This window comes from Primorskyibacter flagellatus, assembly GCF_014638275.1.
GTDB lineage: Bacteria > Pseudomonadota > Alphaproteobacteria > Rhodobacterales > Rhodobacteraceae > Pseudooceanicola > Pseudooceanicola flagellatus_A.
Map to the genome: position 1 here is coordinate 394,310 of NZ_BMFJ01000002.1, position 19,919 is coordinate 414,228.

Below are 19,919 nucleotides of genomic sequence, written 5' to 3' on the forward strand. Positions count from 1 at the left end.
GCGCTGCCGTTTAGTCCCGCTGAAATACAGGAGAGTTGCCTATGAAGCTTGCCGTCATCGGTGCCGGTCTGATCGGGTCCGCCGCTGCCCGCCACCTTGCGCTCGGCGGCGCCGACATCACCCTGATCGGCCCGCTGGAGCCCGTGGACAGGACCACGCACGACGGCGTCTTCGGATCGCACTACGACGAGGGGCGCATCACACGCGGGCTGGACCCGATGCCGTTCTGGTCCCGTGCCTCCCGCGCGTCCATCGCGCGCTATGCTGAAATCGAGGCCGCCTCGGGCATCCGTTTCTATTGCCCCGTCGGCTGCCTCATGGCGGGACCCGGGGGATCGCCCAAGATGGAGGACATCGCCCGGGTCGCGGCGCGTGACGGTATTCCCTGCGAAACGCTCGATCATGCGGCGTTGGCCGAACGCTTTCCCTGCTTCGCCTTTCCCGCAGACACGCTTGGCCGGTTCGAAGCGACGGATGCGGGGCATATCTCTCCCCGTGCGCTCGTCTCCGCCCAGATTGCCGCCGCGACCCGTGCCGGCGCGATGCATCTGGCCGAGGAGGTGCTGGGGCTGGACGAAACCGCCAATGGCGTCGACCTGCGCACCGCCACACGGACCCTGACCTTCGATCGGGTCCTGATCGCCACGGGTGGGTTTTCCCGCCTGCTCATTGGCGACGCCCTGCCGATCACGGTCTATGCCCGCACCGTCGCCCTGTTTGCACTGCCCGCGGCCGAGGCCGCGCGGCTCGCTACGATGCCGTCGATGATCTGGCAGGATCCGGAGGGCGACAACCCCTACCTTCTGCCGCCGATCCGCTACCCGGACGGGACGATCTGCGTGAAGATGGGCTGGGACCCGGCCGACCGTGACCTGATCACGCGTGAGGACCTTACCGACTGGTTCCGGTCCGATGGCGATGCGGAGGCGGGGCGCAGGATCGAGGACATGATCCGCGCCCGCATTCCCGGGCTGGCGGTGGAACGGATGCGCACCCTGCCCTGTGTGACCACTTACACGCCGGACCAGCTGCCGCACCTGACCTCCCTGTCAGAGCGGGTGCACACGGCCATCGGCGGCTGTGGACGGGCGGCGAAGAATTCCGACGAACTCGGACGGCTCGCCGGGCTGATCCTGACCGGCAGGGCATTTCCCGATTGGGCGGCGGAGGCTCTGGGCTAGGCAGGGGCGTTGCCCCTCCTGAGCCCTCGCGGGCTCAGTTCACCCCAGGATATTTGGGGCAAGATGAAAGGGGATCAGAGTTCCTTGCGCGCGCGCAGCGCGGCGGTGATCGTCCCGTCGTCGAGGTAATCGAGCTCTCCACCGATCGGCACGCCCTGCGCGAGAGAGGTCAGGCGGACGCGGCCTTCGAGCTGATCCGCGATGTAGTGTGCGGTCGTCTGGCCGTCGACCGTGGCGTTGAGGGCGAGGATCACCTCGGTCACGTTCTCCTCGGCCACGCGCGAGACAAGGCGCGGGATGCGGAGTTCGTCCGGACCGATGGCATCAAGTGCCGACAGCGTGCCGCCGAGCACATGGTAGCGCCCCTTGAACACGGCGGCCCGCTCCATCGCCCAGAGGTCCGCGACATCCTCCACCACGCAGATCTCGCCGGTCCCGCGCTTTTCGCTGGTGCAGATGTCGCAGAGCCGCGCACCGCCGATATTGCCGCAGGTCTCGCATTCGCGCACCGACACGGCCACGTGGTGCATCAGGTCCGCAAGCGGGGTGAGCAGCAGTTCCTTCTTGCGGATCATGTGCAGCACCGCCCGGCGGGCCGAGCGGGGGCCCAGACCGGGGAGCCGCGCCATCATGTCGATCAGCGCGTCGATGTCGCGGCTGGCGCTCATGCTCCGCCCAAGGCCTTCTCAGAATGGCATCTTGAAGTCTGCGGGCAGGCCCAGGCCTTCGGTCAGCTTGGCCATTTCCGCCTGGCTTTCCACCTGCGCCTTCTGCTGCGCGTCCTTGATCGCGGCGAGGATCAGGTCCTCCACCACTTCCTTCTCGTCCGGGTTGAAGATCGACGGGTCGATGTCCAGCGTCTTGAGCTCACCCTTGTAGGTCGCCACCGCCTTGACGAGCCCCGCGCCGGACTGTCCCTCCACCGTCATGGAGTTCATCTGCTCCTGCAGCGCAACCACCTTGGTCTGAAGCTCCTGGGCCGACTTCAGCATCTTCGCCATGTCGCCCATCTGTCCGAGGCCTTTGAACATCGTCTGTCTCCGCGTGTTGGGTGTGTTGATCGGTATATCGCAATCGCACGCCACGGGGGCAAGGGCGACCGGCCCCGGGCGGCGCTGAAGAAAGGCTGGCGTGTCGAACAGACGAGACGTGCCACCGGTCGCCGTAGGCCGGGCTTCAGTCCGGCACGAGCACCGCAACCCTCAGTCTTCTTCGAACGGATCCCATTCGTCCTCGACCTCGGCCAGCGCTTCGGTCGCGGCTTCGGCCGCCACATCCTCGGGCGTGCGGATGGTGCGGATCGCGGCCTTCGGAAAGGCCGCCATCACAGCCTGCACCAGCGGATGCGCGGCGGCCTCCGCCTTCAGTGCTAGGTCCTTGGCGTCGCGCTTTTCGGCGATCGTCTCCGCCCCGCCCTCGTTGGCGACGATCACGGCCCATCTGTTGCCGGTCCAGCCCTGCAACCGCGCCCCGAGCTTCTGGGCCAGATCGCGCGGCGCGGTCTCCGTCGGCACGAATTCGATCCGACCGGGCCGGTAGGAGACGAGGCGCACGCAGGTCTCCACCTCGACCAGCAGCACGCCGTCGCGGTTGGAGCGGATCAGCTCCACGACATGTTCGAAGGTCGGGTAGCGGGCCAGCGCCTGATCGGCATCCTCTGCCACGGCCACCACGCCATGCACCCGTCCGCCCGGCGCGGGCGCGCCGCGGGCCGTCGTTGCGGTCGCCGCACCAGCGGAAACACCACCGCCGCCGCCCGGCGGAGAAGGTGGCACCGGCTGGTCCTTCAGCTTGCGCACCAGATCTTCCGGCGAGGGCAGTTCGGCCACATGCGTCAGCCGGATCACCGCCATCTCTGCCGCCATCATGGCATTCGGAGCCGCCGCGACCTCGTCCAGCGCCTTGAGCAGCATCTGCCACATCCGGGTCATCGCTCGCATCGGCAGACGCCCCGCCAGATCGGTGCCCCGCGCCCGTTCGGTCGGGGAAATCGTCGGATCCTCGGCCGCGTCCGGGGTGATCTTCACGACCGAGATCCAGTGCGTGATCTCTGCCAGGTCGCGCAAGACCGCCAGCGGATCCGCTCCCTCGGCATATTGGGCCGACAACTCCTCGAGCGCCGCTGCCGCGTCGCCCCGCATCACCATCTCGAACAGGTCAAGCACCCGGCCCCGGTCCGCCAGCCCGAGCATGGCGCGCACCTGATCCGCAGTCGTTTCCCCGGCCCCGTGCGAAATCGCCTGATCCAGCAGCGAGGTCGCGTCCCGCGCCGAACCCTCCGCCGCGCGGGTGATGAGCGCGAGCGCGTCCTCGGCAATCTCCGCCCCCTCGGCCGCCGCGATCTTCTTCAGCAGGGCGATCATCACCTCCGGCTCGATCCGGCGCAGGTCGAACCGCTGACAGCGCGACAGGACCGTGACCGGGACCTTGCGGATTTCGGTCGTGGCGAAGATGAACTTCACATGTGCCGGCGGTTCCTCGAGCGTCTTGAGCAGCGCGTTGAACGCGTTGACCGACAGCATGTGAACTTCGTCGATGATGTAGATCTTGTAGCGTGCGGAGGCCGCCCGGTAGTGAACGGAATCGATGATCTCGCGCACGTCATTCACGCCGGTATTGGATGCGGCGTCCATCTCCATCACGTCGACATGGCGGCCTTCCATGATCGCGCGGCAATGTTCGCAGACCCCGCAGGGATCGGTCGTCGGCCCGCCTGTCCCGTCCGGCCCGATGCAGTTCATGCCCTTGGCGATGATCCGCGCCGTCGTCGTCTTCCCGGTGCCGCGAATCCCCGTCATGATGAAGGCCTGCGCGATCCGGTCCGCGGCAAAGGCGTTCTTCAGCGTGCGGACCATCGCCTCCTGCCCGACGAGGTCGGCAAAGGTCTCGGGCCGGTACTTCCGGGCCAGCACCTGGTAGGCGGGTTTGGAATCGCTCATCGGCTCCTCGGGCGTGCTCTCGATACGGCAACCTAAGACCCTGCGCCGCCATCGTCCACCAAGCTTTCCCGGAACCGCGGCCTGCGCTACGACTTGACTATCGGACAGCAGGAGAATCCGGACATGAGACTGAGGGGCGCGCGGCGCAGCACCAACATCGAGGACCGCCGCCGATCCGGCGGACGCGGAGGCGCAATCGGCGGGCTTGGCATCGGCGGCGTTCTTCTGGTTCTGGCCATCGGCTATTTCACCGGCATCGATGTCACCCCGATCCTGAACGGCGCTCCGACGGAAAGCTCGGCCCCGCGGGACCTGACCGAAGGGGAACAGCGCGCAGCCGATTTCACCGCGGCCGTCCTCGGGTCGACAGAGGATGTCTGGACACAGATTTTCCCCGAACAGGCCGGGCGGCAGTACCGCGCGCCCACGCTGGTCCTTTTCTCCGGCCAGACCGCCAGCCCCTGCGGCGGTGCGTCGGGCGCAACCGGGCCCTTCTACTGCCCGGCGGACCGCAAGGCCTATCTCGACACCCAGTTCTTCGCCACCCTCTCGCAACGGCTTGGCGCGAAGGGGGATTTCGCCCAGGCCTACGTGATCGCGCATGAGGTCGCGCATCACGTCCAGAACGAACTCGGCATCCTGCCCCAGGTGGCCGAGGCCCGCCGCGCCGCCTCCCAGACGGAAGCGAACGCGCTGACGGTCCGGCTTGAGCTTCAGGCGGACTGCCTTTCCGGTGTCTGGGCCGCGCATGTGGAGGGCATGTTGGAGCCCGGCGACATAGAGGAAGCACTGAACGCCGCCCGCCAGATCGGCGACGACACGCTGCAACGCAATGCCGGCCGCGTGCCCCAGCCCCACACGTTCACGCACGGTACCTCCGAACAGCGCGCACGCTGGTTCGCCACGGGATACGACAGCGCCGACATCTCTGCCTGCGATACGTTCCGCGCGCGAAACCTTTGACCCGGCGCAGGCTGCTCCTTGCCCTTATGGGGACATGGGCACTCCTCTGGATTGCATCGCTTCTCGTGCCGCCAACGGTCGCGCCGACAGGCGACGGCTTTACCCGTGGAATGAACCGGATCGGGCTGTTCTTCGGCCTGCAGCTGGCAGCCGCTTTCGTGGCACTGCTCCTGCTGACCCTGCGTCCCGCTTCAGGTCGGCTGCGTCGCCTTGCACTACTTCCGGCAGGTCTCGCCCTCCTGCTGGCGATCGCCATCACCGGCCTGATCCTCTGGGTCCGCATCGCCGATCCCGCTTCGGACCCGGGGCCACCCCCGGGGCCGGCGACCGACGCAGTCTCACCTTCAACGCTCCGCCCCTAGCGCCTCTTCTCCCGAGAACGTGCCCGCCCCGACGCGTAGAGCTTTTCTCGCGACCTGTGCCGCGCCCGGGTCTCTGCAACGGTTTCCGTCGCAATTCGGTCCTCGCGTTTCAGCTTGTTCCACCGTGCCAGCCTGTCGCCATCGATCTCGCTGCAGGCAATGGCAGCCTGAACCGCGCAGCCGGGTTCCGCCACATGGGAACAGTCCCGGAACCTGCAATCGAGCGCCAGCGCTTCGATTTCGGCAAACACTTCCGCTATCCCGTCGCCGGCCTCGATCAGGCCAAGTTCGCGCATGCCCGGCGTGTCGATCAGCCAGCCGCCCGCATGCGTGCGCCGCAGGTAGCGGGCGGTCGTCGTATGCCGCCCCCGGGCGTCGTCCTCGCGAATGTCGCGCGTCAGGGCCAGGTCTCCGGCCAGCGATTGCGATGCGCGTGACAGCGCGGGGGTCCAGCCAAGATAGGCCAGAGAATACAGGGTCATGATGGGTTTCCCGAACGGACAAGACAGGGAACCGCGCGTTCAGGGCGCGGTCCGGATCATCGTCAGACGGTCTGGTTCACTGACGCTTTGGCGTCAGAGCCGTTCCGTCCGGAAAACACATGCAATATCCATGATGCCTCCGGTTCGGGTTGGGTGAGAGGCTGGAACACGACCCAAGCGGGTCTCGTTACGGCTGCTTCCTTCCGGACCTGACCGGGTTGGCGAGGCGCTCGCCCGCGCCAACCTCTCGACGCGTTACATAGGGAAACGGGGGCCGCCACGCAACCCCCGCCTCGTTCGCCTTGCCGCAAATATCCCGGGGGAGACGCGCATCGCGCGGCGGGGGCAGCGCCCCCTCCCGGTTCAGCCCCGAAGCACGCCGCCAGTGGCCTTGCCGACCTTGTCCACCACCTTCGCGGCGATCTCTTCGATCTCGGCCTCCTTGAGGGTCTTCTCCTGCGGCTGGATACGCACTGTGACGGCAATCGACTTCTTGCCCTCGCCAAGCGCGCCGCCGATGAATTCGTCGAACACCCGGACGTCCTCGATCATCGCCTTGTCCGCCCCGGCGGCGGCATTGACTAAAGTCAGTGCCTCCACCCCGGCGTCGACGACAAAGGCAAAATCCCGCTCCACCGCCTGAAGGTCGCGCAGGTCCAGCGCACCTTTCGATGCCCCGGACGCGCGCGGCAGCGGGACCTCGGCCGGCCAGATGGTGAAGCCGACCGCGGGGCCTTTCACATCCATCTCGCGCAGGATCTTCGGATGGATCTCGCCGAAGATGCCGAGCACCTTCTTCGGCCCGAGGCAGATCTTGCCGTGCCGACCCGGATGCCACCACTCCCGCGCGCCGCGCAGGATCTGCACCTTGGCGGGGGCACCGATGGCGGCCAGAACCGCCTCTGCATCTGCCTTGGCGTCATACAGGTCGACCGCCCGCGACGTCCCGTGCACGTCCTTCGGCCCGGTCCGTCCGACCAGCAGACCGGAGATCAGCACATGCTCCTCCCCCGGCTCTCCGCCATGCCACGCGGCACCGATCTCGAACAGCGCCAGATCGCCGGCCCCCCGCGCCTGGTTGCGCGCTGCCGCGCGCAACAGACCCGGCATCAGCGCGGGCCGCATGTGGCTCATGTCCGACGAGATCGGATTGGCCACCATGGTCGCATCCGTTCCTCCGCCGAAGAGGGATGCCGCCGCCTTGTCGATGAAGGAATAGGTCACGCATTCGTTGTAGCCGAGTGCTGCCGCCGTGCGCCGCGCCACCTGTTCCCGCTTCTGCATCGGCGTCAGGATCGGCGCAGGCACCCCGGCGCGCGCCCGCGGCATCGGCTTCGCGACCAGCTTCGTGAGGGAGGCGATCCGCGCGACCTCCTCCACCAGATCAGCCTCGCCAAGCACATCGGGCCGCCAGGAGGGCACATTCGCCATGTCCCCCTCCATCCGGAAGCCAAGCCGTTCCAGCGTCGCCCGCTGGTCGTCAGCCGGGATGTCCATGCCGACAAGCGACGAACAGCGCGCCGTGTCCAGCTGGTAGGCCCGGCTCACGTCAGGTACGACGCCCGCGACGACAGGCTCGCTCACGGTTCCGCCGCACAGTTCCACGATCAGCGCGCAGGCCCGGTCGAGCCCCTCCATGTTGAACGCAGGATCGATCCCCCGTTCGTTGCGATACCGCGCATCGGAATTGATCTTCAGACCGCGCCCGGCATGCGCGATAGAGATATGGTCCCACACGGCAGCCTCGACAAAGACATCGGTGGTGTCCATCTGGCAGCCCGTCGCCAGCCCGCCCATGATGCCGCCGATGCTCTCAACACCGTTGTCGTCGGAGATGACCAGCGCGCCCTCCGGCACCACGTAATCCTTTTCGTCCAGGCCCGTGAAAGCCTCTCCGCCAGCCGCGCGGTGCACCCGCAGTCCGCCTTTCACCTTGCCCGCATCGAAGACGTGCAGCGGGCGGTTGAGGTCGTGGGTGAACAGGTTCGTCACATCGACCAGCGCCGAGATGGGGCGCAGCCCGATGCTGCGCAGTTTCGCCTGCAGCCAGTCCGGCGAGGGGCCGTTCTTCACGCCCTTCACCAGACGTCCGGCGAAGACGAAGCACCCGTCCTTCGCATCTTCGGCAATCTCGACAGAAACAGGGCAGGCTCCGGAGTCTGCCAGCGCATAGTCCCGCATCGGCTTCAGCGTGCCGAGCCCCCGCGCCGCCAGGTCCCGTGCCACGCCCCGCACGCCAAGCGCATCGGGACGGTTCGGCGTAATGGCGATCTCGATGACCGGATCGACCGCCTGCGGACGGTTCACCGACAGCCAGTGCGCGAATTCCTCCCCGATCTCGCCCGAGGGCAGTTCGATGATCCCGTCATGTTCGTCCGACAGCCCCATCTCGCGCTCGGACGCCATCATGCCATGGCTCTCCACTCCCCGGATCTTCCCGACGGAAATGGTGATGTCCAGACCCGGAATATACATCCCCGGCTTGGCCAGAACGACCGTGATCCCCGCCCGCGCATTCGGCGCGCCGCAGACGATCTGCTTCTCGCCCTCGTCGGTCTGGACCATGCAGACCCGCAGCTTGTCGGCATCGGGGTGCTGTTCGGCCGAATTGACCTTGGCGATCGTAAAGCCCCTGAGCGCCTTCGCCGGATCCTCAACGCCCTCGACCTCGAGCCCGAGGTCGGTCAGCGTCTCCACGATCTCGTCAAGCGAGGCTGTGGTGTCGAGATGCTCTTTCAGCCAGGACAGGGTGAATTTCATGCGGCGCTCCTAGGTCGGCGGACGGGCAGATAGATACCGCGTTACAGGACAGGCGCAACCGGGAATGGCGGGGGCGCGGGGCATGGCGGTATTGGCGGGCTGCAGCCGGCCCCACGCAATGTCCACTCCGCATCGCTTGAAGCGACCCGTAGCGCGGGCTCTAGCCCGCCATCACCGCCGACACAGTCAACCGCGCTGCCGCCGCCCGACGACCCCTGCCCCGAGAAGCGCGGAGCCGAGCAGAACCAGCCCGCCCGGCAGCGGCACCGCAGAAATATCCCTGAACACCAGAGACATCTCATCCGCATAGGCATCCGTGGACGCTCCGGCACTGCGCGAGAAGTGAACCAGCACCTCCACCGCGCGGGTGCTGGACGGCGCGAAGCTTGCCCCGCTCACGTAATTCCAGTTGAATTGGTCGACGGCATTCTCCGGGTCATTGAACTGCATATGCCCGATGAATCCGCCCACGCCGTCCAGAAATCGCAGGGAAAGCTGCACATCGTCGATGGCCGTACTGACCCGCCGGTCCTGCAGCTGAGCCGAAAACTCCCACGCGAGATTGCCTGCATCGATGGACGCGGCCAGACCGGAGAGGTCGATGATCTGGCTCATGCTTTCGGTTATGGCACCGGTGGCGGAGGTGAAGCTGTAGGCCCCGAACGGCACGGTCGGGGTCAGAGACGTCGTGGCCACGATCCCGTCATGGGTCCATCCCGTCAGGTCGCCGGTCTCTGCGTCCCCGTTGACGATGGCATTGGCTCCAAGGGTAATGGCAGAGGCGGGCGTGGCGGCAAGAAGGCCGCACAGAAGGGCGAAAAATCTCGGCATGACAAAAGCTCCGGGTAAATCAATTTACCCGCAAGATACCCTTTTGCCGCCCTCGGATCAAATTTTTCAGGCAATCCCGCGCGCGAGGCGCTTCGGGCGCAGGGAAGTGGTGGGGTAGAACTCTACTCTTCAGCCACCAGATCACTGCGGTTCCGCACCGAAGTCCCGGATCACCCGGAACCGCTCGACCATAAGCGTCAGGTTCTCTGTCCACTTTCCCCGCGCCTCGAAATACGCCTTATACTGGGCGCGGAAATCGGCGACATCCCGGAACTCCGCCATGTCGGCGACCAGCTCGGGCCCGACGTCGTTGAACGGCAGGATCAGCACCTCTTCGGTTTCCATCTGCACGGCAGGGGCACCGTCCCATTCCAGCGCGATATCCTGCCGCCCCACCTCAGGCAAAGGGTCCCTGCCCGGCCCGAAATCCGACAGCGGAGCGCAGGTCACGGTCTTCTTTCCGGCGCGGACGAGGGCGAGGACCTCGGTGCAGAGCGCCTCTGTATCGCCGAAGGTGAAAGTGACGGGGTCGGAGCCGGTCATGACAGTCTCCTGAGGAAATGGATCGATGTCCCACCCTGCGAAGGCGGCATGACCATGGTGGGGCGAAACGCCACCCCGAGCAACCCTGCGGGGTGGGGTCACACCCCACCACCCCGATCAGGTGAGATTACACCCCACCCCTTATCGTCGGCACCTGCAACGCGCTGAACCCGTAATGCCGCAGCCACCGCAGATCGGAGTCGAAGAACGCCCGCAGATCCGGGATCCCGTATTTCAGCATCGCGATCCGGTCGATCCCCATGCCGAAGGCAAAGCCCTGCCACACTGCCGGATCCACGCCCGCCGCCGAGAGCACCTTGGGATGCACCATGCCGGACCCGAGCACCTCCAGCCAGTCGTCGCCCTCGCCGACCTTCACCGTGCCGCCTTCCCAAGAACACTGAATGTCGACCTCGGCCGAGGGTTCCGTGAACGGGAAGTGCGACGCCCGGAACCGCGTCTTCACCGAGGTGCCGAAATAGGCCGAGAAGAACTCCTCAAGCACCCACTTCAGGTTCGCCATGGAGATGTCGCGGTCGATCGCAAGCCCCTCGATCTGGTGGAACATCGGCGTATGCGTCTGGTCGTAATCCGCGCGATAGACCCGGCCCGGCGCGATGACCCGGATCGGCGCGCCCTGCGCCTGCATCGACCGGATCTGCACCGGAGAGGTATGGGTCCTGAGCACATGCGGCGGGCGATTGTCGCCCTCGGCGCGGTGCATGTAGAACGTGTCCATCTCGGCCCGCGCGGGGTGGTGCGAGGGGATGTTCAGTGCGTCGAAATTGTACCAGTCATCCTCGACCTGCGGACCCTCGGCCACGGCGAAGCCCATGTCGGCGAAGATGGCGGTGCATTCCTCCCAGACCTGCGACACGGGGTGCACGGTCCCGGCGCGGCGATCCCGCGCGGGCAGGGTCACGTCCAGCCATTCCAACTTGAGCCGTTCATCCAACGCCGCATCCGCCAGCGCCACCTTCTTCGCGGCCAGGGCCGAGGTGATCTCGTCCTTCAGGGCGTTCAGCGCGGGGCCGGCGACCTGCCGCTCCTCCGGGCTCATCCCGCCCAATTCACGCATCTTGAGGCTGATCTCGCCCTTCTTGCCAACGGCCTGTACCCGCAGGTCCTCGAGCGTCGCCTCGTCGGCGGCGGCCCCGATGGCGTCAAGGTATTTGGCTTTCAGATCGTCCATCCCGGTCCCTCCGGTCACATTCGCTGAACCTGCTACCCAAGCCCGGACCAAGAGGCAAGGCGGCATGGGCCGGAAGCCCCGTGTCGCACACCGCTAAAACCTGACCGGAAGGCCAGGGGATCGCCGCATTTGCGCCACCCCGCAACCGCGGGGCCGGGCCAGAACCCCGTCACGTAACCGCCAGTCAAAGATAAGAAAGGAAAGACCCATGCAGCTTCTCAAGATCGGCCTCGTCCTCGCCTCCGTCGCCCTGACCGCGAAAGGCGCCGCCGCGCTCGGCACTCATGTCGAACCCAAGGTCCCGGCGAACGTGGAGCGCACCGGAACCCAGTGGATTACGACTCCGGACGGCTGTTCCTATTCCCGCGCCAAGGCACCGGGCTATGCGGAGCAGTGGATCCTCATCATCAACCCGCATCACATCGGCAAGCCGAACGCCCATGTGAACTGCGCCCCCGCCCTGCGCGGATAACGCCCGGCGACAGGATCAGATCAGCATCCAGATCCCGGCCGCGAGCATCATCACGTTCTCGCTCAGCGACACGACGCCGAGCGGGACCTCGGAACTGCCGCCCATGCAGGCGCAGCGAAGTTCGCGCCGGTCTACATACACCGCCTTTATGACCGACACGGCACCGATACCGCCGATGAAGATCGCAAGAGGCGCTGCCAGCCAAGGCAACGCGGCCAGCATGAACAGCCCGGCAAGCCCCTCGGCCACGGGATAGATGTAGCCGTACCAGACCCATCTGCGGGCGAGCAGGTCGTAATTCAGGAACATGGTCGAAAAGCTTTCGATGTCCCGCAGCTTCTGGAGAGCCAGCAGACACATGGCAAACGCGATCAAGACCTCCACCGCGCGGCCCGAGAGCAATGGCATCATCGACCCCGCCGCCAGCGCGACGGTCATCAGCAGCGCCATGCCGAACAGCGCAATGACCGGCTGGTAGGTCGTCTCGCCTTTCGCCCGAAGGGGGTGCCCGAGCCAGGCACGCACCGCGTCGTATCCGCCGATCCGCTCACCCGCCACATAGGTCTGCGGGGTCGTGTCCACCTGCTCGCGGGCCATGAAGGCGTCAGTCTCGGCACGGGTGGTCAGCAGGTGATCCTCCACCTGATATCCCGCCCTTTCAAGGAATGCGCGCGACTTCAGCCCGTAGGGGCACAGGTGGTCCGGCGTCGCCATGCGGTAGAGGACCGCGCGGGGTTTTTCGGCCGTCTCGGACGACTTGGCGGAGGGCGCGCCAGCTGGCCCGGTCTGCTGGATCGTTTCGGTCATGGTGGAGTCCTTCCGGTTTCCCGGTCAACCGGACCATCCCCGGCGAGGTTCCGTTCTCATTCAGTGCGGTCCGGGCCGGCCGGCCGGCGGGACGGGCGCAACCGGGACACCGATACACAGGACGGCAATTCTCCGCCCTGCCCCGGACCTGCCCGAATTTGGCCCGTTTTGCATGGTCTTCTGCGGCATCGTCATCTACCGGACCCCGGCCATGCGCTACTCCGCCCTGTCGCAGTCACCCGGCACCGCCCGTTACCCGACCGCCCTGCGCGTCGCGGTCACCACGCTGCGCCTGCCCGTCGCGGCGACCCGTGCGCTGATCGCCGCGCGCCGCCGTGTCCGGGCGCCCCTGTCGCAGACTATGTCCACCGAAATGCTGGGCGACCGGCTTGGCCTGACCGTTCTGGTCGGCCATCCCGACATCAAGGCACTCGCCCCGCATGTCCGCCCCTCCATCCGTGACTGGGCGGCGCAGGACTGGGTTAATCTCGGCCAGCGGCTGAACCGGCTGGATCGCCACAAGGCCACCCTGCCCTCCGGCGAGGCCGTCGCCTCCGCCCTCGGGCGGGCGCTGTTCCGTCATATCGTCGGCAGCCGCATCGCAGCGCTGATCGACCGCGGCACGGCCATCGGCCCGTCGGAATTGCCTGAGGACCCCTTCGCCCCACTCTTCCGCATTCTGACGAAACCCGACACCGAACCCGCGTTGCATTTCCTGGCCGCGCAATTCCAGCTGGAGCTGGGATGGGCCCGGCGCGGCGATGACGTCACCGATTTCGCCAGCGAGGACGCGTTGAATTCGGCGCAGGCGCGGTTCCGCGTCGCCGGAAACATGCTGGACCGGATCGCCCCCCGCGCACCGCATTCCCCCTATTACGCCGAAATCGACTACCGCATCCTGGCCGCCGAAGGCACGACAGAGGACGAACTGAACCGTGCCGCCGCCCGGTGGAGCCGTGCGGACCCCGCCTCCGTAACCCCCTTCGCCGTGCATGGCCAGCATCTGCTGCCCCGTTGGTACGGGCAGGAGGGATCGCTGGAAGCCTTTGCCGAACGCAGCTGGGCCAAGACTCAGGACGTGCTGGGCACCGCCGCCTATGCCGCCTCCTACATCTCGGCCATCGAATCCGAGCCCGAGGCGCAGCTGGACCTCGACATGGAGGCGTTTCGCGACGGCCTGCTCGACCTCATGCACATCAGCGACGACCCGGACCTGACCTGCAACGCCCTCCTCCGCATGTTGTGGGAGGCCAGCGCCGTCGACTTCGGCCTCACCGGGCCCGAGCCCGCCGCCCTGCGCCGGTCACGCCAGCACCTGCGCGAGATATTCGTCTACCTATGCCGCAACACGCTTGGACCGGTCATGCCCGACGTCTGGGGCGGCAGCTGGACGGAAGCGAAGATCCTCCACGCCGTCGCCGAGGCCTTCGAAGAGGAGATCCGCGCCGGCAAACGCATCTCGATCGGCCTGCAGGGGGCGGTGATCTCAGACGACTGAGGAGGGACGGGCCGTTCCGCCCCCGTCTTTCAACATCCTTCGCCCCCACGCTCGCCCCGGGGAACACCTGCCATCCGATATGACCTTCGGCACGAGATCCTCGGGTCAGGCCCGAGGATGACATCCCGCACACACCTACCGGCACACCGCCCAAAGCAAAGAGCCGCCCCGGCGGACGGCTCTTCAATTCCGGTCAGTCAGCCAGTTCAGGCGGGCAGCGCAGCCTTCGCCTGGTCGACGATGGCGTTGAACGCCTCCGGCTCGTGCACGGCGAGATCGGCGAGAACCTTGCGGTCCACCTCGATCCCGGCGAGCGCCAGGCCGTTGATGAAACGCGAATAGGTCAGCGCCTCGTCATGCGAACGGACAGCCGCGTTGATCCGCTGGATCCAGAGCGCGCGGAAGTTCCGCTTGCGCACCTTGCGGTCGCGGGTGGCGTACTGGTTGGCCTTGTCGACCGCCTGGGTGGCGACCTTGAAGGTCGTGGAGCGGCGGCCGTAGTAGCCTTTCGCTGCCTTCAGGACCTTCTTGTGACGTGCGTGGGTGACGGTTCCGCCTTTGACGCGAGACATGTGCTATCCTCCCCGATCAGCGGTCGTAAGGCATCATCGACTTGATGATGCGTGCATCGGGCTCGGACATGGTGGTCGTGCCGCGTGCGTTACGGATGAACTTGGTGGTGCGCTTGATCATGCCATGGCGCTTGCCGGCCTGGGCGGTGATGACCTTACCCGTGGCCGAAATCTTGAACCGCTTCTTGCAGCTCGACTTCGTCTTCATCTTGGGCATTTCCGTCTCCTTGGTCTTTGAACGGTAGACAGCGCGACTCGGTATGCCACTTGAACCGGACGCGCGGATGAGCGGGCCGTATATGCGGCCTCCCCCGCCAAAGCAAGCGCTAATGCGTCGCAACCGGAACCCGTGGATCAGGCCCCGCGGAGATTTATCATCATGCGATGAAACCAAAGCTGCTCACCACTCTGCCGACCTATGACAGCGCGCAGTTCAGGGCCGACCTGATCGCCGGGGTCACGGTCGCGATGGTGGCCATTCCGCTGAGCATCGCCATTGCCATCGCGTCGGGCACCACACCCCATGCCGGGCTGATTACCGCCGTGGTCGGAGGGTTCCTCATTTCACTGCTCGGCGGCAGTCGGGTCCAGATCGGGGGGCCGACGGGCGCTTTCATCGTGGTGGTCTACGGCGTGGTCGCGGCGCATGGTCACGACGGGCTGCTTCTTGCCACCCTCATGGCCGGCGCGATCCTGCTGGTGGCGGGGACCCTGCGGGCAGGGCGGCTCGTGCGATGGGTTCCGGAACCTGTTGTCACCGGCTTCACCCTGGGTATCGCCGCCATCATCGCGACCAGCCAGTTCCCCGACATCCTGGGCCTGACAATGCAGCACGTGCCCGCCGATTTCCTGCCCAAGCTGGCGGCAGTCTGGACCGCCCGCGACAGCCTGTCCTGGCCGGCCCTCGCGGTCGGAGTGGCAACCATCGTCCTCATCACCACCCTTCGACGCCTTGCCCCGGGCTTCCCCGGCCTGATCGTTGCGGTTGCGCTGACCTCGGCAGCGGTGAAGCCCTTGCATTGCCGGTGGACACCATCCAGTCCCGCTTCGGTACACTGCCGAGGGCCCTGCCGCTGCCCGCGATGCCCGAGATCACGGGACAGAAACTACGGGAACTCCTGCCCTCCGCACTGGTCATCGCCTTCCTCGCCGGCGTCGAATCCCTCCTGTCGGCGGTTGTCGCCGACCGCATGATCGGAGGCCGCCACCGCTCCAACGCCGAACTGATCGCGCAGGGGGCGGCAAACCTCGGCTCCGCGCTTTTTGGCGGTCTGCCCGCAACCGGCGCAATTGCCCGCACTGCCACCAACGTCCGCGCCGGCGGCCGCACTCCCGTGGCCGGGCCGATACACGCGGTTACAATCCTTGCCGTGCTGAGTGTCGCCGCACCTCTGGCGGGATACCTTGCAATGCCTGCCCTGTCCGGTTTGCTTATCCTGACCGCTTGGAACATGAGCGAGCCGCAGCGCTGGCGGTCTCACCTCGCCGCTCCTCGCAGCGATCGGATGCTGATCGTCCTGACCTTTGGACTCACCCTGCTGGCCGACCTGACGATCGCGATCGGGGTCGGGGTCGGGGTCGCGCTTGGCCTTGTGCTGCGTCTGGCGGATCGCGATCCGACGCCACCGGACTGGACGCCGCCCGACCGCTAGGGGATCACCCGCGCCAGTACCCGGTAGATCGTGTGCGGCACCTCGGCCAGCGTCATCTCGACCGGGTGATGTTTCCAGCCGTAGCCGACCACCGCAAAGCCGAGGATCACCACCACCAGCGCGACCCAGGGTCCGCGTCCTTCGGCAAAGGCCGACACCGCCGAGGGGATCGACAGCATCAGGATCACGATCCCGGAAACGATGATCAGGTCTGTGTCCATAAGCCCCCCCTTGCCGTGGGAAGCCTATTCCGGGTCGGCGGCAAAGATCAAACGTTCCTCGCAGGGGGCGATGCGCAGGATGTTGGTGGATCCCGGCACGTTGAAGGGCACGCCCGCCATGACGACGATCTGGTCCTTCTCTGTCGCGAACCCCTTGGAGCGCGCCATCCGCGCCCCGTTCACCACCGCCTGCTTGAACCGGCTCAGCGTCCCGACGACGTAGCAGTTGCATCCCCAGGACAGCGTCAGCTTGCGCGCCGTCCCGCGCAGGGGCGTCAGCGCCAGGATCGGCACGCCGGGCCGTTCCCGCGCGGTCAGCAGCGCGGTCTTGCCGCCATGCGTGAAACAGCAGATCGCCCTGATGTCCGTCGCCTCCGCGATTTCCCGCGCGGCAACGACGATGCCGTCCGCCACCGTCGACCGCTCGACCTTGCGCGAGGCGACGAGGATCTCGCGATAGGTCGGATCGGCCTCGACCTGCTGCGCCACAGCGTCCATGGTCGTCACGGCCTCCACAGGGTATTGCCCCGCCGCCGATTCCGCCGAAAGCATCACCGCATCCGTGCCCTCGTAGATTGCCGCCGCCACGTCCGACACCTCCGCCCGCGTCGGCATCGGGCTTTCGATCATGCTCTCCAGCATCTGGGTCGCCACGATCACCGGCTTGGCCGCCGCGCGGCACTTGCGCACCAGCTGCTTCTGGATCGGCGGCACATTCTGCACCGGCAGTTCGACCCCCAGGTCGCCCCGCGCCACCATGATCCCGTCCGACACCTTGAGGATCTCGTCAAACGCCTTCACCGCCGCGGGCTTCTCGATCTTCGACAGGATGGAGGCCCGCCCCGCGGCGAGCATCCGCGCATCCGTTACGTCCTCCGCCCGCTGCACGAAGCTAAGCGCCAGCCAGTCCACGCCAAGCTGACAGACGAATTCCAGATCGTCCCGGTCCTTCTCCGACAACGCGGCCAGCGGCAGCACCACGTCCGGCACGTTCACCCCCTTGCGGTTGGAGATCGTGCCCCCCGCCACGACCTCGCAGTCGGCGAAATCCTTGCCGCAATCGACGACCTTCAGGCGGATCTTGCCGTCGTTCACCAGCAGGTTGGCCCCCGGCTCCAGCACCGCGAAGATCTCCGGATGCGGCAGGGTCACGCGGGTGGCATCCCCCTCCGCCTCGCCGAGGTCGAGCCGGAACCGCGCGCCCTCGGCCAGCTCCTCGGACCCGTTGGCAAAGACCCCGACCCGCAGCTTCGGCCCCTGAAGATCGGCGAGGATGCCGATATTGCTGTCGAGGTCCCGCTCCACCTCGCGGATGATGCGATGCCGCTCGCGGATTTCGTCGTGGCTGCCGTGGCTCATGTTCAGACGGAATACGTCGGCCCCGCTTTCGTGCAGCTTGCGGATCATCTCGTAGGTCGAGGATGAAGGCCCAAGGGTCGCCACGATCTTGGTGCTGCGCTGCCGTCTCATCTGCCACTCCTGTCTGCCGCCGGGCCCGTTCCCCGGACGCTATCAATCCGCCCCGGCATATGCCACCTCTCGTGACATCCGCGTGACGTCCCCCGCCCCCGATTGACCATTTTCCCCGCCCCTGCCAGCCTGTCGGGCAGCCCCTCCCGCAGGAAAGGACACCCGATGGACGATCAGACCCGCATCGAACTCGAAGCCGCCGCCTTCCGTCGCCTCCGCCAGCATCTAATGCAGGACCGCCCGGATGTCGCGAACATCGACCTGATGAACCTCGCCGGGTTCTGCCGCAACTGCCTGTCCCGCTGGTATCAGGAAGCCGCGAACGAGCGTGGTATCGAGATGGACAAGGAAGAGGGACGGGAGATCTTCTATGGCATGCCCTATGCCGAGTGGCGCGCCGCGCAGGAAGCCGCGTCGGACGACCAGAAGGCCGCCTTCGAGAAGGCCTTTGCAGAGAACGTCGGCCGGAAGGACTGAGCCCTCCGGACCCGGAACCGAACCGCGCTCAGCTCTGCCCTTCCCGCACAGGGATGACTTCCCGGCCCCCGTCCGCCCGCCCGTTCACAGCAAAAAGCCCCGGCGCGAACGCCGGGGCAGGTCTCTCTGACTGATGGGAGGAGGATATCAGCCCTTGGAGAATTCGGGATAGGCTTCCATGCCCAGCTCCGCCATGTCGAGCCCGGTGATTTCCTCTTCTTCGGAAACACGGATTCCCATGATCATCTTCAGGATGAACCAGACCACGGCAGAGACGACGAAGGTGAACACACCGACGACGATGATGCCGTAGAGCTGCGTGCCAAGCGACGCGTCGCCATTGGTCAGGACAACCGCGATGGTGCCCCAGATGCCGCAGATCAGGTGGACCGGGATCGCGCCGACGACGTCGTCGATCTTCAGCTTGTCGAGAACCGGCACGGCCAGCACGCAGAGCACACCGCCCACGGCACCGATCAGGGTCGCCGCGCCAAGCGACGGCGTCAGCGGTTCCGCGGTGATCGACACGAGGCCGGCCAGCGCACCGTTCAGCACCATGGTCAGGTCCGGCTTGCCGTACATCACCTGGGTCAGGATCATCGCCGCGATCGCACCGCCGGCAGCCGCCGTGTTGGTGTTCGAGAAGATGCGCGAGACATCCGCAACGTCACCGACCGAACCCATGGCCAGCTGCGAACCGCCGTTGAAACCGAACCAGCCGAGCCACAGGATGAACGTCCCGAGCGTGGCGAGGGTCAGGTTGGAACCCGGCATCGGAACGGTTTTGCCGTCCTTGTACTTGCCGATCCGCGGCCCGAGGATGATCGCACCTGCCAGAGCGGCCCAGCCACCCACGGAGTGCACGACGGTCGAACCCGCGAAGTCGAGGAACCCGGCGCCGTCAAGGAAACCGCCGCCCCATTTCCAGGATGCGGAAAGCGGATAGATGATGGAGGTCAGGATGATCGTGAAGATCAGGAACGGCCACAGTTTGATGCGCTCGGCCAGCGTACCGGACACGATGGACGCGGTTGCGGCACAGAACATCAGCTGGAAGAAGAAGTCCGATCCGGTTGCGGCATAGCCGTAGTCGTCCGCCGCATCCGCGGTCACACCGACGGCTTCAAGAACACCGGGGCCCCAGACGCCCGACAGCACGCCCTCGATCGACCAGGTGCCGAGCGGGTACATCAGGTTGTAGCCGATGAGGTAGTAGAAGATCGACGCGAGGCCGAACAGCGCCACGTTCTTCATCAGCTGCATCGTCACGTTCTTCGACCGGACCAGGCCGGCCTCGAGCATGGCAAAGCCGCAGGCCATGAAGAACACCAGGAAACCGCCGACCAGGAACAGGACGGAGTTCAGGATGAACACGGTATCGGTGGACGGGTTGGTCCCCGGAACCGGCCCGTCTTGCGCCAGACCGAGGCTGGGCGCCGCGATCACAGCGGCAGCGAGGCCCAGTTTCGTCAGAGTTTTCATATTCACTTTCCTTTC

The 19,919-nt window shown here is 66.4% G+C and carries 22 protein-coding genes and 1 other RNA gene; 8 read left to right on the forward strand and 15 right to left on the reverse strand.

Annotated elements, in window-relative coordinates; genetic code table 11:
• Nucleotides 1–41: 41 nt before the first annotated feature.
• Nucleotides 42–1,181 carry an FAD-dependent oxidoreductase gene (locus IEV87_RS16175; RefSeq protein WP_188478857.1) on the forward strand — a complete coding sequence of 380 codons (1,140 nt, stop codon included), beginning with the start codon at nucleotides 42–44 and terminating at the stop codon, nucleotides 1,179–1,181.
• 74 nt (nucleotides 1,182–1,255) lie between these two features.
• On the opposite strand, the gene recR is transcribed toward IEV87_RS16175, so the two are convergent.
• The 3 genes from recR to IEV87_RS16190 all read right to left on the reverse strand — a co-directional run bounded on the left by recR (nucleotide 1,256) and on the right by IEV87_RS16190 (nucleotide 4,120).
• A complete protein-coding gene (gene recR / locus IEV87_RS16180; RefSeq protein WP_188478858.1) occupies nucleotides 1,256–1,849 on the reverse strand; it encodes a recombination mediator RecR in 594 nt (197 codons plus the stop codon).
• Between the two features lie 18 nt (nucleotides 1,850–1,867).
• Entirely contained in the window at nucleotides 1,868–2,212 is a 345-nt protein-coding gene (locus IEV87_RS16185; RefSeq protein WP_188478859.1) for a YbaB/EbfC family nucleoid-associated protein, read from the reverse strand.
• Between the two features lie 171 nt (nucleotides 2,213–2,383).
• On the reverse strand, nucleotides 2,384–4,120 hold the full coding sequence (locus IEV87_RS16190; RefSeq protein ID WP_188478860.1) for a DNA polymerase III subunit gamma/tau: 1,737 nt from the start codon (nucleotides 4,118–4,120) through the stop codon (nucleotides 2,384–2,386).
• A 123-nt stretch (nucleotides 4,121–4,243) separates the two neighbouring features.
• On the opposite strand from IEV87_RS16190, the gene ypfJ reads away from it, so the two are divergent.
• Together ypfJ and IEV87_RS16200 are read left to right on the forward strand one after the other, a co-directional pair.
• Nucleotides 4,244–5,083, forward strand: coding sequence for a KPN_02809 family neutral zinc metallopeptidase (gene ypfJ / locus IEV87_RS16195; RefSeq protein ID WP_188478861.1), 840 nt, complete (start codon nucleotides 4,244–4,246; stop codon nucleotides 5,081–5,083).
• 26 nt (nucleotides 5,084–5,109) lie between these two features.
• Complete coding sequence (locus tag IEV87_RS16200; RefSeq protein ID WP_188478862.1) at nucleotides 5,110–5,445, forward strand: hypothetical protein; 336 nt, start codon at nucleotides 5,110–5,112, stop codon at nucleotides 5,443–5,445.
• Here IEV87_RS16200 and rsgA read toward each other — a convergent pair.
• The 6 genes from rsgA to pheS form a co-directional block, all read right to left on the reverse strand.
• Nucleotides 5,442–5,927 (reverse strand): GTPase RsgA, encoded by a 486-nt coding sequence (gene rsgA / locus IEV87_RS16205; protein ID WP_188478863.1) that lies wholly within the window; start codon nucleotides 5,925–5,927, stop codon nucleotides 5,442–5,444. The two genes, IEV87_RS16200 and rsgA, sit on opposite strands and share 4 nt — an antisense overlap.
• 152 nt (nucleotides 5,928–6,079) lie before the next feature.
• Nucleotides 6,080–6,176: signal recognition particle sRNA small type (ffs, locus tag IEV87_RS16210), an RNA gene on the reverse strand.
• A gap of 114 nt (nucleotides 6,177–6,290) precedes the next feature.
• A complete protein-coding gene (gene pheT, locus IEV87_RS16215; protein ID WP_188478864.1) occupies nucleotides 6,291–8,687 on the reverse strand; it encodes a phenylalanine--tRNA ligase subunit beta in 2,397 nt (798 codons plus the stop codon).
• Nucleotides 8,688–8,873: 186 nt separating this feature from the next.
• On the reverse strand, nucleotides 8,874–9,518 hold the full coding sequence (locus IEV87_RS16220) for a VPLPA-CTERM sorting domain-containing protein (RefSeq protein ID WP_188478865.1): 645 nt from the start codon (nucleotides 9,516–9,518) through the stop codon (nucleotides 8,874–8,876).
• A 141-nt stretch (nucleotides 9,519–9,659) separates the two neighbouring features.
• A complete protein-coding gene (locus IEV87_RS16225) occupies nucleotides 9,660–10,061 on the reverse strand; it encodes an ASCH domain-containing protein (RefSeq protein ID WP_188478866.1) in 402 nt (133 codons plus the stop codon).
• A 127-nt stretch (nucleotides 10,062–10,188) separates the two neighbouring features.
• On the reverse strand, nucleotides 10,189–11,253 hold the full coding sequence (gene pheS, locus IEV87_RS16230) for a phenylalanine--tRNA ligase subunit alpha (protein ID WP_188478867.1): 1,065 nt from the start codon (nucleotides 11,251–11,253) through the stop codon (nucleotides 10,189–10,191).
• Nucleotides 11,254–11,461: 208 nt separating this feature from the next.
• Here pheS and IEV87_RS16235 point away from each other — a divergent pair, with 208 nt between their 5' ends.
• The gene (locus IEV87_RS16235) at nucleotides 11,462–11,725 is read left to right on the forward strand and encodes a hypothetical protein (RefSeq protein WP_188478868.1); all 264 of its coding nucleotides are present in this window, start codon (nucleotides 11,462–11,464) and stop codon (nucleotides 11,723–11,725) included.
• A 15-nt stretch (nucleotides 11,726–11,740) separates the two neighbouring features.
• Here IEV87_RS16235 and IEV87_RS16240 read toward each other — a convergent pair whose 3' ends face one another.
• Nucleotides 11,741–12,532: a MauE/DoxX family redox-associated membrane protein gene (locus IEV87_RS16240; protein WP_373284062.1), complete on the reverse strand. Its 792-nt coding sequence runs from the start codon at nucleotides 12,530–12,532 to the stop codon at nucleotides 11,741–11,743.
• A gap of 211 nt (nucleotides 12,533–12,743) precedes the next feature.
• Here IEV87_RS16240 and IEV87_RS16245 point away from each other — a divergent pair, with 211 nt between their 5' ends.
• The gene (locus IEV87_RS16245) at nucleotides 12,744–14,030 is read left to right on the forward strand and encodes a hypothetical protein (protein ID WP_188478869.1); all 1,287 of its coding nucleotides are present in this window, start codon (nucleotides 12,744–12,746) and stop codon (nucleotides 14,028–14,030) included.
• A 206-nt stretch (nucleotides 14,031–14,236) separates the two neighbouring features.
• Here IEV87_RS16245 and rplT read toward each other — a convergent pair whose 3' ends face one another.
• Together rplT and rpmI are read right to left on the reverse strand one after the other, a co-directional pair.
• Nucleotides 14,237–14,602, reverse strand: coding sequence for a 50S ribosomal protein L20 (gene rplT / locus IEV87_RS16250; RefSeq protein ID WP_188478870.1), 366 nt, complete (start codon nucleotides 14,600–14,602; stop codon nucleotides 14,237–14,239).
• 16 nt (nucleotides 14,603–14,618) lie between these two features.
• A complete protein-coding gene (rpmI, locus tag IEV87_RS16255) occupies nucleotides 14,619–14,819 on the reverse strand; it encodes a 50S ribosomal protein L35 (protein ID WP_188478871.1) in 201 nt (66 codons plus the stop codon).
• Between the two features lie 167 nt (nucleotides 14,820–14,986).
• On the opposite strand from rpmI, the gene IEV87_RS23005 reads away from it, so the two are divergent.
• Both IEV87_RS23005 and IEV87_RS23010 read left to right on the forward strand, forming a co-directional pair.
• Nucleotides 14,987–15,796 (forward strand): SulP family inorganic anion transporter, encoded by an 810-nt coding sequence (locus tag IEV87_RS23005; RefSeq protein WP_269902653.1) that lies wholly within the window; start codon nucleotides 14,987–14,989, stop codon nucleotides 15,794–15,796.
• Nucleotides 15,685–16,254 (forward strand): SulP family inorganic anion transporter, encoded by a 570-nt coding sequence (locus tag IEV87_RS23010; protein ID WP_269902654.1) that lies wholly within the window; start codon nucleotides 15,685–15,687, stop codon nucleotides 16,252–16,254. The genes IEV87_RS23005 and IEV87_RS23010 overlap by 112 nt, the downstream gene beginning before the upstream one ends.
• Here IEV87_RS23010 and IEV87_RS16265 read toward each other — a convergent pair.
• Both IEV87_RS16265 and pyk read right to left on the reverse strand, forming a co-directional pair.
• On the reverse strand, nucleotides 16,251–16,475 hold the full coding sequence (locus tag IEV87_RS16265) for a hypothetical protein (protein ID WP_188478872.1): 225 nt from the start codon (nucleotides 16,473–16,475) through the stop codon (nucleotides 16,251–16,253). The genes IEV87_RS23010 and IEV87_RS16265 overlap by 4 nt on opposite strands.
• A gap of 24 nt (nucleotides 16,476–16,499) precedes the next feature.
• Nucleotides 16,500–17,945: a pyruvate kinase gene (gene pyk, locus IEV87_RS16270; protein WP_188478873.1), complete on the reverse strand. Its 1,446-nt coding sequence runs from the start codon at nucleotides 17,943–17,945 to the stop codon at nucleotides 16,500–16,502.
• Between the two features lie 165 nt (nucleotides 17,946–18,110).
• On the opposite strand from pyk, the gene IEV87_RS16275 reads away from it, so the two are divergent.
• Nucleotides 18,111–18,422, forward strand: a complete 312-nt coding sequence (locus tag IEV87_RS16275; protein ID WP_188478874.1) for a DUF1244 domain-containing protein — start codon at nucleotides 18,111–18,113, stop codon at nucleotides 18,420–18,422.
• 147 nt (nucleotides 18,423–18,569) lie between these two features.
• Here IEV87_RS16275 and IEV87_RS16280 read toward each other — a convergent pair whose 3' ends face one another.
• Nucleotides 18,570–19,904: an ammonium transporter gene (locus tag IEV87_RS16280; RefSeq protein WP_188478875.1), complete on the reverse strand. Its 1,335-nt coding sequence runs from the start codon at nucleotides 19,902–19,904 to the stop codon at nucleotides 18,570–18,572.
• Nucleotides 19,905–19,919 lie beyond the last annotated feature (15 nt).

Bases quoted from the DNA above. Each gene is read 5' to 3' on its own strand.
- IEV87_RS16175 (WP_188478857.1), top strand. From the start codon at position 42: ATGAAGCTTGCCGTCATCGGTGCCGGTCTGATCGGGTCCGCCGCTGCC.
- recR (WP_188478858.1), bottom strand. From the start codon at position 1,849: ATGAGCGCCAGCCGCGACATCGACGCGCTGATCGACATGATGGCGCGG.
- IEV87_RS16185 (WP_188478859.1), bottom strand. From the start codon at position 2,212: ATGTTCAAAGGCCTCGGACAGATGGGCGACATGGCGAAGATGCTGAAG.
- IEV87_RS16190 (WP_188478860.1), bottom strand. From the start codon at position 4,120: ATGAGCGATTCCAAACCCGCCTACCAGGTGCTGGCCCGGAAGTACCGG.
- ypfJ (WP_188478861.1), top strand. From the start codon at position 4,244: ATGAGACTGAGGGGCGCGCGGCGCAGCACCAACATCGAGGACCGCCGC.
- IEV87_RS16200 (WP_188478862.1), top strand. From the start codon at position 5,110: ATGGGGACATGGGCACTCCTCTGGATTGCATCGCTTCTCGTGCCGCCA.
- rsgA (WP_188478863.1), bottom strand. From the start codon at position 5,927: ATGACCCTGTATTCTCTGGCCTATCTTGGCTGGACCCCCGCGCTGTCA.
- pheT (WP_188478864.1), bottom strand. From the start codon at position 8,687: ATGAAATTCACCCTGTCCTGGCTGAAAGAGCATCTCGACACCACAGCC.
- IEV87_RS16220 (WP_188478865.1), bottom strand. From the start codon at position 9,518: ATGCCGAGATTTTTCGCCCTTCTGTGCGGCCTTCTTGCCGCCACGCCC.
- IEV87_RS16225 (WP_188478866.1), bottom strand. From the start codon at position 10,061: ATGACCGGCTCCGACCCCGTCACTTTCACCTTCGGCGATACAGAGGCG.
- pheS (WP_188478867.1), bottom strand. From the start codon at position 11,253: ATGGACGATCTGAAAGCCAAATACCTTGACGCCATCGGGGCCGCCGCC.
- IEV87_RS16235 (WP_188478868.1), top strand. From the start codon at position 11,462: ATGCAGCTTCTCAAGATCGGCCTCGTCCTCGCCTCCGTCGCCCTGACC.
- IEV87_RS16240 (WP_373284062.1), bottom strand. From the start codon at position 12,532: ATGACCGAAACGATCCAGCAGACCGGGCCAGCTGGCGCGCCCTCCGCC.
- IEV87_RS16245 (WP_188478869.1), top strand. From the start codon at position 12,744: ATGCGCTACTCCGCCCTGTCGCAGTCACCCGGCACCGCCCGTTACCCG.
- rplT (WP_188478870.1), bottom strand. From the start codon at position 14,602: ATGTCTCGCGTCAAAGGCGGAACCGTCACCCACGCACGTCACAAGAAG.
- rpmI (WP_188478871.1), bottom strand. From the start codon at position 14,819: ATGCCCAAGATGAAGACGAAGTCGAGCTGCAAGAAGCGGTTCAAGATT.
- IEV87_RS23005 (WP_269902653.1), top strand. From the start codon at position 14,987: ATGAAACCAAAGCTGCTCACCACTCTGCCGACCTATGACAGCGCGCAG.
- IEV87_RS23010 (WP_269902654.1), top strand. From the start codon at position 15,685: ATGCCCGAGATCACGGGACAGAAACTACGGGAACTCCTGCCCTCCGCA.
- IEV87_RS16265 (WP_188478872.1), bottom strand. From the start codon at position 16,475: ATGGACACAGACCTGATCATCGTTTCCGGGATCGTGATCCTGATGCTG.
- pyk (WP_188478873.1), bottom strand. From the start codon at position 17,945: ATGAGACGGCAGCGCAGCACCAAGATCGTGGCGACCCTTGGGCCTTCA.
- IEV87_RS16275 (WP_188478874.1), top strand. From the start codon at position 18,111: ATGGACGATCAGACCCGCATCGAACTCGAAGCCGCCGCCTTCCGTCGC.
- IEV87_RS16280 (WP_188478875.1), bottom strand. From the start codon at position 19,904: ATGAAAACTCTGACGAAACTGGGCCTCGCTGCCGCTGTGATCGCGGCG.